The organism is Aeromonas sp. sif0611, from assembly GCF_019218845.1.
Taxonomy (GTDB): Bacteria; Pseudomonadota; Gammaproteobacteria; order Enterobacterales; family Aeromonadaceae; genus Aeromonas; species Aeromonas media.
In genome coordinates, this window is sequence record NZ_JAHUWU010000003.1 from 269,076 (window position 1) to 281,729 (window position 12,654).

Annotated in this window: 13 protein-coding genes; 5 read left to right on the top strand and 8 right to left on the bottom strand. The window is 60.9% G+C overall.

The window, feature by feature from the left end; genetic code table 11:
• Positions 1-115: 115 nt before the first annotated feature.
• The 3 genes from KW824_RS10465 to queF form a co-directional block, all read right to left on the bottom strand.
• Positions 116-1,711: a diguanylate cyclase gene (locus tag KW824_RS10465; RefSeq protein ID WP_005330743.1), complete on the bottom strand. Its 1,596-nt coding sequence runs from the start codon at positions 1,709-1,711 to the stop codon at positions 116-118.
• A gap of 85 nt (positions 1,712-1,796) precedes the next feature.
• The gene (locus KW824_RS10470; RefSeq protein WP_043130939.1) at positions 1,797-4,067 is read right to left on the bottom strand and encodes a hypothetical protein; all 2,271 of its coding nucleotides are present in this window, start codon (positions 4,065-4,067) and stop codon (positions 1,797-1,799) included.
• 114 nt (positions 4,068-4,181) lie between these two features.
• A complete protein-coding gene (queF, locus tag KW824_RS10475) occupies positions 4,182-5,030 on the bottom strand; it encodes an NADPH-dependent 7-cyano-7-deazaguanine reductase QueF (RefSeq protein WP_218409739.1) in 849 nt (282 codons plus the stop codon).
• Between the two features lie 105 nt (positions 5,031-5,135).
• Between queF and syd the strand changes: the two genes are divergently transcribed.
• Positions 5,136-5,684 (top strand): SecY-interacting protein, encoded by a 549-nt coding sequence (syd, locus tag KW824_RS10480; protein WP_218409740.1) that lies wholly within the window; start codon positions 5,136-5,138, stop codon positions 5,682-5,684.
• Between the two features lie 91 nt (positions 5,685-5,775).
• Here the strand turns inward: syd and KW824_RS10485 are convergent, their stop codons facing one another.
• From KW824_RS10485 to KW824_RS10505, 5 genes are all read right to left on the bottom strand, one after another.
• Positions 5,776-6,561 carry a Zn-ribbon-containing protein gene (locus tag KW824_RS10485; RefSeq protein ID WP_218409741.1) on the bottom strand — a complete coding sequence of 262 codons (786 nt, stop codon included), beginning with the start codon at positions 6,559-6,561 and terminating at the stop codon, positions 5,776-5,778.
• A 9-nt stretch (positions 6,562-6,570) separates the two neighbouring features.
• Positions 6,571-6,867, bottom strand: coding sequence for a hypothetical protein (locus KW824_RS10490; RefSeq protein ID WP_218409742.1), 297 nt, complete (start codon positions 6,865-6,867; stop codon positions 6,571-6,573).
• 191 nt (positions 6,868-7,058) lie between these two features.
• A complete protein-coding gene (locus KW824_RS10495) occupies positions 7,059-7,295 on the bottom strand; it encodes a DUF2789 domain-containing protein (RefSeq protein ID WP_218409743.1) in 237 nt (78 codons plus the stop codon).
• 65 nt (positions 7,296-7,360) lie between these two features.
• A complete protein-coding gene (locus tag KW824_RS10500) occupies positions 7,361-7,657 on the bottom strand; it encodes a DUF3301 domain-containing protein (RefSeq protein WP_041206263.1) in 297 nt (98 codons plus the stop codon).
• 71 nt (positions 7,658-7,728) lie between these two features.
• Positions 7,729-8,757 (bottom strand): DUF3549 family protein, encoded by a 1,029-nt coding sequence (locus KW824_RS10505; RefSeq protein ID WP_218409744.1) that lies wholly within the window; start codon positions 8,755-8,757, stop codon positions 7,729-7,731.
• 211 nt (positions 8,758-8,968) lie between these two features.
• Here KW824_RS10505 and KW824_RS10510 point away from each other — a divergent pair, with 211 nt between their 5' ends.
• The 4 genes from KW824_RS10510 to KW824_RS10525 all read left to right on the top strand — a co-directional run bounded on the left by KW824_RS10510 (position 8,969) and on the right by KW824_RS10525 (position 12,590).
• On the top strand, positions 8,969-9,304 hold the full coding sequence (locus KW824_RS10510) for a YqcC family protein (RefSeq protein WP_139436577.1): 336 nt from the start codon (positions 8,969-8,971) through the stop codon (positions 9,302-9,304).
• A 70-nt stretch (positions 9,305-9,374) separates the two neighbouring features.
• On the top strand, positions 9,375-10,121 hold the full coding sequence (gene truC, locus KW824_RS10515) for a tRNA pseudouridine(65) synthase TruC (RefSeq protein ID WP_041206262.1): 747 nt from the start codon (positions 9,375-9,377) through the stop codon (positions 10,119-10,121).
• Between the two features lie 185 nt (positions 10,122-10,306).
• Complete coding sequence (locus KW824_RS10520) at positions 10,307-10,747, top strand: flavodoxin (RefSeq protein WP_218409745.1); 441 nt, start codon at positions 10,307-10,309, stop codon at positions 10,745-10,747.
• Positions 10,748-11,267: 520 nt separating this feature from the next.
• The gene (locus KW824_RS10525) at positions 11,268-12,590 is read left to right on the top strand and encodes a maltoporin (protein WP_305730016.1); all 1,323 of its coding nucleotides are present in this window, start codon (positions 11,268-11,270) and stop codon (positions 12,588-12,590) included.
• Positions 12,591-12,654: the final 64 nt, after the last annotated feature.

Below are 12,654 nucleotides of genomic sequence, written 5' to 3' on the forward strand. Positions count from 1 at the left end.
GGAGAAAACGGGATGCCATGGCATCCCTCGATTTCGATAGTAGAGGCAAGGGGTGGGGCAGGGGAATAGGGGAAAAGTGCGTTTGCCTGTTTTTTAGCCGTCATTCAATCCGGATTCAGGCCAGATTGACCTGATCCCGGCCCAAGTTTTTGGAGCTGTAGAGTGCCTTGTCGGCGCGCTCGAATGCGTCCGTAGTATGGTCCCCTTCGCGGAACAGGGTGGCGCCGATGGAGATGGTGATCTCGACCCTGGCATCCCGGAAGCGGAACGGAATGCTCTTGACCGTCTGGCGCAGGTTCTCCAGGGGTTTCTGGAACTTGTCCGGATTGATGTTCGGCAGCAACACCACGAACTCTTCCCCCCCGAAACGGGCGATGAAGTCGGTGTCGCGCAAGGCGTTCTGCAAGGCTTTGGCGACCACTTTCAATGCCTTGTCTCCGGCCATGTGACCGTAGTTGTCATTGATGTTCTTGAAGTGATCGATATCGATGATGGCCAGACACAGCGGGGTGCCGTAACGCAGCCAGCGCTTGTATTCGAGCTCGAGCCGCTCGTCGAGGGCCGCCCGGTTGTGCACCTGGGTCAGGCTGTCGAGAAACAGCTTATGCTTCTGGATGGTGAGCCGCTTCTTGTACTCGGCCGTCTCCTCCTTCATCAGTCGCAGCTTGGCTTCCATGTTGGAGAGGTGGGTGAGCAGGTGACGCTCGCGGCTGGCCATGGCCTCCCGCTCCTGCTGCAGGCGACGGATGGTATCCAGGTGGCTGGAGATGGCTCCCTTGAGGGACAACGGGGAGTCATGGGTCGCCATGGTGCGATCGATGGCGGCGAGTTCCCGCTCCAGCGCCTGGCCGCTGAGGTGGGCGGCATTTTGCAGCGCCCGCCCCTCGTCCAGGGACTCGGTAAAGTTGAAATGTACCGCAGAGAGGCTCTCGTTGAGGGAGCTGAGGAAGGCCTGGGAGGATTTACGCTCCTCCCGGGTCCCTTCAATGATGAGCTCGATGATCTGCAGGCAGATCTCCGCCAGCAGGGGCGGCGTGATCCCTCCCAGCAGCTGGCGGCGGATGTCCGCCAGGCTCTCCCCCACGGAGCCGGCAAAGTCGAGCTCGGTGATGAGCCGCTGCAGCTCATCGGAGATCTGGGCGTGGGCCTTGATATCGAAGGAGTCGGTGGGCGCCGGGTTGGAGAGCTCGGTGGCCATCTCGGGGGCGAGCAGCGGCTGGCGTGGCAGCAGCTGGATCTTGATGGCCTGCTGGTAGAACTCCAGCAAGCGAATCACCTTCTTCTGGTGATCGCCGATGCCATAGCCCTCGGGGCTGGCGAGAAACTCCTTGAGGGAGCGACGGGTCTCTTCCGGAAAGCCCTTCAAGGACTTGAGCTGCTTGCTGCCCAGTTCGATGGCGGCCCGGGTCAGACTGATGGACTCCTCCATGGCGTGACCATGTTGCTGTAACAGCTTCTCGATGACCGCGAGGTCGGCGTCGAGCGATGACAGCGGGGGATTGCCATCGAGCTTCTGCTTGAGCTTGGCGAGTCGGTTGTCCAATTCACGATCGTGACCACGGCAGGCCTGCATCAGCTTGCCGATAAACTGGATGCTGCGGGTGCGTTCGGCATCGGAGAACGTGGCCATGCCATCGAGCTCCTGCTGTTTTTGCTGAAGGGATTCCCTGAGTCTTGCCAGTTGTCCTGTTACGGCAGCGATATCATTCATTGTTCAGGTCGCCCTGTTGTCATTATCGTTTTTGTTTTGTCCAGCAACAGTAAGCCAATGAAAGACCCCGTTGAGTACCTTGTTGTCATGGCTTATCCGGCGCTTTCGTCCGTGAAAGCAGAAGCCAATTAACCCATTGCTTTTCATGAGAAGAATTTACTTTTACCAGTCCCTTGTCAATTGCCATCAAGCAGCATTGCCACACATCGCCATTAAAAAATGCGGCCTGTTGGCAATCGATGGCCGCCAGCTCCAACCAGACGCTCTGCTGGTATTTTTCACTGAGTTGCATGGCCCCCGAAAGCGCCAGATAACAGAGGTCGAACAGGCCGTGATGGTCGAGGGCCATCGCCGCCTTGGGCAGGAAGGGATGGCTGACGATGCCGAGGCTGATGTGCCTGTCCAGCGGGTATTCGCAGGGGAAGGCGGCCAGGGTGTCCAGCAGCTCCTGCGCCAGCTGGTGCAGCTGGGCCACGTGGCGCTGGGGCACCACATAGAGCAAGTGTCCCTCGCGCAGATCGTAGATGCGGCCATCCTGGGGGGTCAGCTGATTGATGTAGTGGCCGAAGGCCTGCTCAATCTCGCGGCTGACCTGATATCCATGCTGCTCCAGGTTGTTGACCAGGAAGGGGACCCGGAACAGCAGGTAGTGGAGCTTGTCGTCAAACTCGCTGGTGGGCCGCTCGCTCAGGTACCAGCGATCGGATTTTTGCTGACGCTTGGCCATCTCGCGAGGCCAGCGGCTCATCAGCCGCTGCCAGTTGGCCAGGCCGCTGCGCGGCTCGATGAGCAGGGCCTCGCCCAGCTGTCTGGCATTGAGGCGGGCGACCCGCAGCTTGAGCCAGAGGGTGAAGAACAGGTAGATGAACAGAACCAGCAGCAGGCCAGTGCTGACGCTGGTCCAGAGATAGCGCTCCTGCTGATGCCGGCTCTGGTCGAGGCGCTGCTCCAGCTCCTTGACCTGCTGGGCGCGTTCCACCTGGGCGTAGTTGTCGCGGACCGCCTCCTGCTCCAGATCGAGCTGCTGCTGGCGGACCAGCTCGCTGCGCTGGTGATAATTCTTGTAGCTCTCGAGGGCCTGCTGGAGATAGCCCTTCTGCTCGTAGGCGATGGCGAGCAGCCGGAAGATTTCAAACTGGCGGCGGATGTCGCCAATCCGGTTGGCCAGGGTCAGGGCATTCTCCAGCTGCAGGATGGCGATGCCCGCCTCCTGCTGCTTGAGGTGCAGTTCCCCCAGCAGCAACAGGGTATCGATCAGCGACTCCTTGTCGTCCCCCAGCTCGTGGGACTGGCGCGCCGCATTGAGGTAGTTGCGGGCCAGGGTCAGGTTGCCGGTCTGCAGATAGGTCTTGCCTATCTCGAACTTGAGGTGGGCGATGCGGGTGCGGTTGTTGCCCTCGTCCAGCAGATCCAGGGCATTGAAGAAGTAGACCAGCGCCATGTTCATCTCCCTCTGATCCCGGTTGAGGCGGGCGAGCACGATCAGGGCGTCGCTCAGCAGGGAGGGGTTGCCGAGGGCATGGAAGTAGTTGGCCGCCTCGTTGGCATACTGCAGCGCCTTTTGCGGCTCCTGCTCCGCCTGATAGAGGCTGATCATCTGGTTCGACAGCAGACCGAGGAACAGGGGATCCTGCAGATTCTTGGCCTGCTGCTGGGCATCGATATACTCCCCGAGGGCGAGTTGGGGCTGCCCGAGCGCCTGATAGAGGTCCCCTCCCACGGCGCTGACCCAGGCCCTGGCCAGGGGATTCTTGGCCTGCTCCGCCCATTGACGCGCCTCGGTCAGCTGGCGCTTGGCCAGATCGAACTGCCGCTCCTCCATGCTGGCGTTGACGTGCAACAGGCGGCTGTAGACCTGCAGCTGGCTCTCTTTGAGGCCGGGGTTGGTCAGCAGTTTGTCAAGCTGTTCGAGCGCCATCGTGCTGGCGCCAGGGGCATGCTCCTGCATCTCCCTGCTGCGGATCTTGAGGTAGAGACCATGGGCCTGCAGCTCGAACTGCTGCTCCTTCTCGGCCATGGCGATGCCCTTGTCGAAGGCGTCCTGGGCCGGCTGGCGCTGTCCCAGCTGCTGCAGGCACTCACCCTGAAGCAGGTAGGCCCCCGTGGTCTGGGTCGCAGTGCCATAGCTCAGGATCGGCTCCCGATAGCCGTACTCCTGACGGTTGCTGATGATCTGCTTGGGGTTATTGGCCGTGCGTTCGAGGAAGGAGGTGGCAATCTGGACACATCTGGCGGGATCGCTCAGCACCAGGGTCTGTGCCTGCTGCAGATCGATAGACAACTGCTCCTTGGCCAGATCCAGATCCGGAGCCGACAGGGAGGACATCATCATTGCCAGAAAAAACAGTTGATTCATTGGATTAAGAACGGCACGGAGGTGCAGGCATGTTATCCAAGCCCACCCCCGCCCGTCCAGAGTTCATTGCTGACATGGGTGATGGGCCTGATCCCCCGGCTTGTGGCGCCGGGTTTACTGGCGGATGAGGCGCAGGTTGGCGGGCACGGGTTCCCAGTCGCTGCGGAAGGGGTTGATGTCCAGCCCCCCGCGGCGAGTATAGCGGGCATAGACGGTCAGCTGCTGCGGGGCGCAGAAGTGCTTGAGGTCGATGAAGATGCGCTCTATGCACTGCTCGTGGAACTCGTTGTGCTGACGGAAGGAGATGAGATAGCGCAGCAGCTTCTCCCGATTGAGGCGCGGGCCGCGGTAGTGGATCACCAGGGATCCCCAATCCGGCTGGCTGGTGACCAGGCAGTTGGACTTGAGCAGATGGCTGTGCAGTGTCTCCTCCACTATGTCCGCCTCTGCGGCCCCTTGCAGCAGGGTCTGGTCAAACTCGTAGCTGTCGATCTCGATGTCCTGCTCGTCGATGCACTCGCCCGGCAGCAGCGCTATCTGGTGAGGGGCCTGATCGAGGGGGAACAGAGTGACGCTCACCTCAGCTCCGGCGCAGGCGCTCAGGTCTTTGGCCAGCAGTGCCTGCACCGCTTCCAGGGAGTCGCAACGGGTCTGGTTGAAGGAGTTGAGGTAGAGCTTGAACGACTTGGATTCGATGAGGTTCGGGCTGGTGGCGGGCACGGCCACTTCACCGAGCGCAACCACGGGCTTGCCCTTGGCATTGAGCCAGGAGAGTTCGTACAGGGTCCAGACGTCGCAACCCTGAAAGGGCAGCGTCTCGCCAAGGCCGAGATCGTCGCGGTTCAGACTGCGTGGCACGGGTTGCAGCAGGGACGGGGTGTACTGGCTGATGTAGGCAGACTGCTGCCCCAGGCTCAGGCCCTGCAACGCGCTGGCGCCTGCGTATCTCTCTTGTTTGCTCATGCTTGTTTGCTCACGCTTGTCTGATAAAGGGTTTGATGGTGCAATGCCCGGATTTTTCGGTCAGGTTCTTGCGGCGATCAGAGGCCGCTATTGTGGGGAATATCGATGTCGGATCAAGTCCTGTCTGCCCTGGAGCAGTTCTTTTTACGCTGGCAGCGCGATGGCGAGGCGAGGCGAGGGCTGCCTCTGTGCGAGTGGGAGGCCGACTGGCGATCCCCTTGCGAGCTGGATGAGCCCAGAGAGGGGCGGGTGGCCTGGCGTCCGTACCGTCGCCCTGTGCCTGCCGACTTTGCGGCCATGGCCGATGCCCTCGAGCTGACCCTGCACCCGAGCGCCCTTGCCCTGTTTGGCCACTGGTTCAGCCGCCCGCTACCCTGCTCCTACAAGGGGCTGCGCATCGAGTTCATACTGCCGTGGAACGAGGCCGATCTGGATCTGCTCAAGGAGAACCTCATCGGCCACCTGCTGATGCTGCGCAAACTCAAACGCACGCCGTCGCTCTTCATCGCCACCACCCGCAACGAGATGACACTGGTGTCGCTCGATAACGAAAGCGGCCAGGTGTGGCTGGAGTGGCTGGATTCTGGTCGCCGTCTGGTGCTGGCCCCCTCCCTGCCGGCCTTCCTCGCACGGCTGGAAACCTTGCCGCAGTAAGCGGACCCGTTTTCGCTCGCCCAGTATTAAAGAGAAGGGCCTTGCCAGATGGCAAGGCCCTTCTTTCATGGGGGAAACGGCGCAGGCGGAGCTAGTCCTTGAAGTCCCAGGAGAGGTTGGAAACCAGCCGGCAGGGATCGCACTTGAAGTCGAAGATCTCGTGCAATGGCGCTGCCAGTGCCCACTCGCCGCCGCAGCTCGGACAAGGGCGGGCCTTCTCCTCGGCCGCGCTCAGGCCGCCGACCCGATAGAGATAGTAGTAAGTCGGGATCCCGCAGAGCCCCTCCAGCCGTCTGGCCAGATCGCTGCCCCGGCGCTGCAGGCGGCTGCCCACCTCGCCGATCTCGTGCAGCACCGCGTGCTCGGCGATGGAGCCGTTCATCTGCAACTGATCGCAGGCCTCCCAATCCTCCTGCCACTTGATGATCTGCTTGTTGTCACCGTTGGCGATGGCGGGCAGGCGGTAGAGCGGAATGGGGGCGAAATGATCGCCGCAGCGCAAGGGAGAGCACGTGTGCACAAAGCTGGTGTAGAGCAGCATCCAGCTCGGCCGCTCGCCCTCCTGGCCGCAAGGATCCGTGCTGTCGGAGAGCAGATCCATGCCGAGCAGCTGGGGCTTGGGAGCCAGCAGCCCCGCCTGGTGCAGGCCCTGTTCGGCCAGCGCGACCTGCTCGCTCTGGTTGTCCGGGTGCAGGCTGTCCTGCTCCGGGCAGACCACCCGAGTGACAAAGCCGCCATCCTGCATGCTGGTGGGAAACTCTCTCCCCAGGATCTGCCCCTGGTAGCGCAGCATGTCGAGGTAGTTGACGATGGCCGGCTCGGCCTCGCCGAGGGAGGTGTCACGGTAGCATTCAAAATTGAGTTCGAGGATATACATGGGGAGGCATCAATCCTGCTGCTGTTTGAGCAGCAGGGCGGTCAGGCGATCGACCTTCTGCTCGAGGCGATTGAGCTGCTCGCCCAGTTGTTGCAAATCGATGGCCTGTGCCGGGGCGGCAACGGCGGGGGCGCTGGCCGGGACCGGGTCTGCCGACTGGGGTTGTTGCTTCCACTGGCTCAACACCTTGAGCAGCTCGGCCATGGGCACGGGGTGACTGAGGCGGGCTTTGACCATGGCGGTGGAGGGGGTGATCCCCCTGGCACTCAGTTCGTTGGCTATCTGGATGATCTCTTGGGCTGACATCTTGGCTCCTGCGCGGCGCTCTTGCTGCTTGCGGATGGTGGCACAGAGCTTAATCAAAGCCTGCCCATCAGGAAAGCGGTGCTAAGGGGGGAGGCTTAGTTTGTTGAGGTGGGGAAGCCAGGGGGGGGAGACGTGATTGGGGGCACAGAGCTCACACCCCGGCCCTCGGGAACGCGGGGACGCGGGCCGGCTCAGCTTGCCTGGCGCAGCATCACGTCCAGTTGATCGATGGCTTCGGACCAGTCGGAGTCGTTCCAGAGCGCGTCACGCAGGAACGCGGCCTGGGAGGGGCTCCAGAAGCTGGCCTCCGGCAGCAGGGTCTGGTTGTCCAGAGGGTGCTCGCGGATGAAGCGGTGCAGGCTTATCTCGTCATTGGCCAGGCCCAACTGGGCGAAGAGGGCGGGCATGTCATGGGTCAGCAATTCCATCTCGAGTCTCCTTGAAGGGCGATTGTCGAGAATTATAGCCAGCCGCCACGGCCTTGCCCCATGGGCTAGGAGGGGAGGCGATGGGGCGGCAGCTCGACCCCGGCGACATGCAGGCCCTGCATGCAGAGCTGGCCCTGGTAATGGCTCTCCCCGTCGCTGGAGAACTCGAACTGGTAATAGGTCAGCAGGCGCAGGGGCTTGTGCCCCAGGGCCCGATGGGTGCGGGCCAGCGACAGCAGTTGCAGATCGTGGTGCTGGCAGTAGCGCCGCATATATTGCCAGGCCAGCTCCGCCTGGCGGCGTTGCTGCCAGAAGGCCCAGCCGACGACGCCAAGCAGCAAGATTCCAAGCATTTCTCCCATCAGCGGGTTCCTTCTGTGATGTATGGCCTGGGCCGTGCCTCCCGAGGAAGGCACGGCCGCACCGAGAGTGGTTATACCGAGGCGAACAGTCGGCCTATGGCCTGGCCGAGGGCCTCGCTGCGCTCGGGGTCACGCAGTCTTGCCAGCATATCATTGCGCAGGGCGGGCAGTGTCACCAGCTCGGCAAAGACCTGATTGAAGAACTGGGTGGGCTGCAGGGCGAGCTGCTCCAGAAACAGTCCGAGCAGCTCGGGGTTTTTCAGATCGGGCCACAGGCGGCCTGCAATGGCGAGCAGCAGAGCCGGGCTCGGCCGGGTGTGCAACAGGGTCAGCAGCTTGTTGCTGCGCAACGCATTGCCGGAGCAGGAGGCCAGCGTCCGGCACAGGTAGGCCAGGGTCTCGGCATTGGGGTCGGCGCACTCCTGCTCCTTGCCGATGCGCTCGAGCAGGGCACCTTGTAGCGCCGGGGGCAGGGGGGCGTTTTCCAGGCTCTGGCACAAGGCGTAGAGCGGCTCCAGAGGCAGCCTGGGCAGCGCCTTGCACACCAGGGCCAGATTGCGTTCATCCTGCAGTCGCTCCGCCAGATCGGCGAAGCCTTGCAACCCCAGGGCCTGCCACCCCTCTTCTCCTGGTGCCGCCAGGTAGTGGCAGAGGGCCTCGTAGTAGGCGGAAGGGGCCTGCTCCAGCTGACGGGCCAGCTTGGCATGCAGGCTGGCCATCTTGGCCTCGGCCGGTCGGAAGGTGTAGGGGTTGTCGGCCAGTCGCTGCGCCTTCTCCTCGTCCAGATCGCCGGTGAGCTTGTAGCCCAGGGTCTCGACCACCTGATCCATGAAGTGCTTGGGGCCGCTGGCGATGAGCAGGCCATGCTCGTCGAGGGCAAACTTGAGGAACCAGAGGTAGTGCCTGGATTCCGCTGGCTGGAAGAAGTGCACGCCGAGCCAGGCATGCTGTTGCAGTGGCCAGGGGTAGGGCTCCTGCTGCTGCTCGATGCGAGCGAAGAGATCGCTCGCCAGCGGGCGCACCTGGCGGCCCATGTCGAACAGCTGGAACTGGGTCTCGGCCTGGGTCAGAAATTCGGTCAGGGTATTGATGGCAGACATGTGGGCATCCGGCTAAATGTGATGCGGGCGATTATAAGGAGGCTGCATCAGATAGCCAGAGGCTCAGGTGCGGGCCATGAAAGTGATGGCGGCATGGCAGCCACCCCGGGGGCGGTGTATAGTAACGCCCCTTTTTGGCACGCGTGTTTGAAGAAGGCGGCCTCCCTGCCTCTGGCAGCGGGATGGACGTCGAGACGAGGAAGAGGACGAGATGAATCAATATTTGCTGGTCGCCGGTCTGCTGGGTGAACTCACCGCCGAGTTGCAACGCCTCGAACGCTGGCAAGCTGAGCATCCGGGGGCCGAGGCGCTGGCGAGCGAGCTGCCGTTTTGCGTCGATACCCTGAGCTTCGATCAATGGTTGCAGTTCGTGTTGATACCGCGCATGGAGCAGCTAGTGCTGCTGCAGGCGCCGCTGCCCACCAGCGTATCCCTCTATCCCATGGCGAGCGAAGCCTACAAGGACGAACTGGCCGAAGTGGCCGGGTTGCTGCGCCTCATCGGTCGTTTCGATCTGCTGCTGACCGGAAAAGTGGTGGATCAATGATCAATACCCTGCCTGCCCAGCCACGGCCCCTGGCCGCGGCGCGCTGCATTGACGATACCCGGGTGGCGGCATGAAGCTGACCCTGCTCTATCAGGATGACTGGCTGGTGGCGGTCAACAAGCCGTCGGGCCTGCTGGTGCATCGCAGCTGGCTTGACAAGGCCGAGACCCGTTTCGCCATGCAGATGACCCGGGATCTCATCGGTGGGCGTCATGTCTACCCTGTGCACCGGCTCGACAGGCCCACCTCCGGGGTGTTGCTGTTTGCGCTGGATCCCGCGGTGGCCCGGACTCTGACCGAGGCGTTTGCCGCCCGTCGGGTGCACAAGGAGTACCTGGCCTTGGTGCGGGGCTGGGCCCCTGAACAGGGACTGATCGACTATCCCCTCAAGGAGCAGCTGGACAAGATAGCCGACGCCATGAGCGACCCCGATCGCCCCGCCCAGGAGGCGGTGACGGCGTTTCGTCGCCTGCACCAGGTCGAACTGCCCCACGCCGTCTCCAAGAAGCATCCCACCAGTCGCTATAGCCTGGTTCGGCTCTTCCCAAAGACGGGTCGCAAGCATCAGCTGCGTCGTCATCTGGATCACCTGTTCCACCCCATCGTCGGTGACACCACCCATGGTGATGGCCGGCATAATCGCTTCTTTCGCGAGCACTATGGTTGCGAGCGGCTGCTGCTGGTCGCCCACCGCTTGAGCTTCGAGCACCCTGTGCTCAAGGTGCCGATGCGGATCCAGGCGCCACTTGGTCCAGAGGTACTGGGCCTGTTCGCCAGGCTGGGGTGGCCCGCCAGCGAGAGCGACTACGGCGCCTGATACCCGTCATCATTTGTGGCCTCTGACCGGGCTGTGGCATGCTGTAGGCCACGTTCGTCAGAGGAACCACTTATGGCTCAACGAGATACCCCGCTAGCAACCCCGCGTACCCAGACCCTGTCCGGGGCCAAGACTCCGGACAGGGTGCCAGAGCCGGGCCTTATCCTTCGTTCGAGGAGTCGCTGATGGCCGACATCGATATCCTGGTCGGTACCGTCTATGGCTCGGCCATGCTGGTGGCCGAGACACTGCGGGATCACCTGCAAGCCCAGGGGCATGTCTGCCAGCTCTTCGACGAAGCAGAGTTGACTGACATAGATGCGTCCCGCTTCTTGCTGATCGTCAGCGCTACCACGGGGCAGGGGGATATTCCTCCCAATCTGCAACCCTTCGCCACGGCCCTGGCCGATCGCGCTCCTTATATGAAGGGATGGCGTTATGCCCTCATTGCCATGGGGGATAGAAGTTATGAACATTTCTGCGGGGCTGGGCGCAGGCTCGATGAACTGTTGCAGGAGTTGGCTGCCGACGCGCTGGTGCCGCGCCTGGAGATAGACGCAACGGTGGAGGATGAACCGGAAGTCGCGGCGCTGGCCTGGTTGAAAACCTGGGAAAATAAGCTGTAACCGGATTGTCAGCGTATTTTAAATTTCGCCCCCGTGAGCTTGCTGACGGGGGCGTGTTATTTTGGGACTCACTTAACCTTCTTTGAAATATATCCCGCACTTTGTCAGGTTATTTTTCCCTCGCCAGATCGGATTTCTCATCCCCATATTCATCAGAACGGCGACACGTCAGAAAATTAAAAGTTCCGCACTGAAAGCGATTTCAATCATGTTTTCGTCACTATTCGATCGATAAAACACTTAATCTTCATCGCAAATTAATATTTGAAAGCGCTTTCTTTGGTGTTGTTTTGCTTTTTTTTGTGTTTTTTGGGTTTTTTATTGCTTGGTTGTGCCTTTTTGATGTCGGTGTTCGTCCTCCATGATGGGGGCGCGCGATTTGTCACCGTTTTGTGAATCAGCTCATGTTTGTCGCGAAATTGGCTACATATAATCGACCCCGGTTATCGCTGAAACGTTTTTCAGTGATAAGAACTTGAATATCAGGATCACACTCCCAGCGGGAATAAGGAAAATGAAAATGAAAGCAAAGTGGCTCCCGATTGCAGCAGCAGTAACCGCTGCCCTGGCTTCCCAAGCCGCCTTCGCCGTTGATTTCCACGGCTACTTCCGTTCAGGTGTTGGTGTTTCCGGTGACGGGGACATGGTTAAATACAACGTCAACAAGGTTGGCCGTCTGGGTAACGAAAATGATACCTACGGTGAAGTGCAACTGGGTCAGGAAGTCTTCAACAAAGATGGCAAGACTTTCTACGTAGACTCCATGTTTGCCATGACCTCCAACGGTTCCAATGACTGGGAAAGCACCGGTACCGTCTGCAACTTCGACGCCAAACAGTGCAGCGGCGATTCTGACTTCGCGCTGCGTCAGTTCAACGTGCAAGCCAAGGGTCTGTTGGGCTTCGCGCCGGAAGCCACCCTCTGGGCCGGTAAGCGTTTCTACCAACGTCATGACATCCACATCTCTGACTTCTACTACTGGAACATCTCCGGTGCCGGTGCCGGTATCGAAGGTATCCAGGCTGGTCCTGGCAAGGTATCCCTCGCCTGGATCCGCAACGACCGCAGCGCGGCCGATGTGTTCGGTCAGTACACCGAGACCAGCCCTGGCGTCTTCCAGAAGAACGAAGATCTGAACGTCAACACCCTGGACGCGCGTTATGCCGGTATCCCGCTGTGGCAAGACGGCTCCCTGGAAGTGGGCGCCATGTATGCCCTGGTCAACGAGACCGAAGCTCAGAAAGATCTGAAAAACGACAACATGAAGAACGGTCTCATGTTGACCGCCGAACTGACCCAGGGTGTGATGGGCGGCTTCAACAAGACCGTGCTGCAGTACGGTACCGAAGGTTACTCCAAGACCATGGCCTACTACGGTGATGGCTCCTGGTACGGTGCCGAGGCCAAAGACGGTGCCGATGGTTACCGCTTCATCAACTGGGGCGTCATCCCGATGGGTAGCTCCTGGGAGATGGGTCACCAGCTGGTCTACGGGGTAGGCAACGAGATGTGGGATGGCCACGACAAGACCGAAACCCTGTCTGCCGTTATCCGCCCGATGTACAAGTGGGATGACTTCAACAAGACCATCTTCGAAGGTGGTGTGTTCAAGGACAAGACCAGCTACAACAACGGTGGCAGCGACAAGGATGGTGGTTACAAGCTGACCCTGGCTCAGGCCTGGTCTGCCGGCTCCAGCTTCTGGGCCCGTCCGGAAATCCGCGTCTTCGCTTCCTATCTGGCTGATACCGAAGCCGATGCTTCCGGCAGCAAGAACAGCTTCGAAGGTGGCACCTCCAAAGACACCTATCAGGTTGGCGTACAAGCAGAAGCCTGGTGGTAAGCAATATCTTCAGTTAAGTTAGTCACTGCCCCCTTATGGGGGCAGTTTTGTTTAGCAGGATTTG

Bases quoted from the DNA above. Each gene is read 5' to 3' on its own strand.
- KW824_RS10510 (WP_139436577.1), top strand. From the start codon at position 8,969: ATGAATCAATATTTGCTGGTCGCCGGTCTGCTGGGTGAACTCACCGCC.
- KW824_RS10500 (WP_041206263.1), bottom strand. From the start codon at position 7,657: ATGGGAGAAATGCTTGGAATCTTGCTGCTTGGCGTCGTCGGCTGGGCC.
- KW824_RS10485 (WP_218409741.1), bottom strand. From the start codon at position 6,561: ATGTATATCCTCGAACTCAATTTTGAATGCTACCGTGACACCTCCCTC.
- queF (WP_218409739.1), bottom strand. From the start codon at position 5,030: ATGAGCAAACAAGAGAGATACGCAGGCGCCAGCGCGTTGCAGGGCCTG.
- KW824_RS10525 (WP_305730016.1), top strand. From the start codon at position 11,268: ATGAAAGCAAAGTGGCTCCCGATTGCAGCAGCAGTAACCGCTGCCCTG.
- truC (WP_041206262.1), top strand. From the start codon at position 9,375: ATGAAGCTGACCCTGCTCTATCAGGATGACTGGCTGGTGGCGGTCAAC.
- KW824_RS10505 (WP_218409744.1), bottom strand. From the start codon at position 8,757: ATGTCTGCCATCAATACCCTGACCGAATTTCTGACCCAGGCCGAGACC.
- KW824_RS10495 (WP_218409743.1), bottom strand. From the start codon at position 7,295: ATGGAATTGCTGACCCATGACATGCCCGCCCTCTTCGCCCAGTTGGGC.
- KW824_RS10465 (WP_005330743.1), bottom strand. From the start codon at position 1,711: ATGAATGATATCGCTGCCGTAACAGGACAACTGGCAAGACTCAGGGAA.
- KW824_RS10490 (WP_218409742.1), bottom strand. From the start codon at position 6,867: ATGTCAGCCCAAGAGATCATCCAGATAGCCAACGAACTGAGTGCCAGG.
- KW824_RS10520 (WP_218409745.1), top strand. From the start codon at position 10,307: ATGGCCGACATCGATATCCTGGTCGGTACCGTCTATGGCTCGGCCATG.
- KW824_RS10470 (WP_043130939.1), bottom strand. From the start codon at position 4,067: ATGAATCAACTGTTTTTTCTGGCAATGATGATGTCCTCCCTGTCGGCT.
- syd (WP_218409740.1), top strand. From the start codon at position 5,136: ATGTCGGATCAAGTCCTGTCTGCCCTGGAGCAGTTCTTTTTACGCTGG.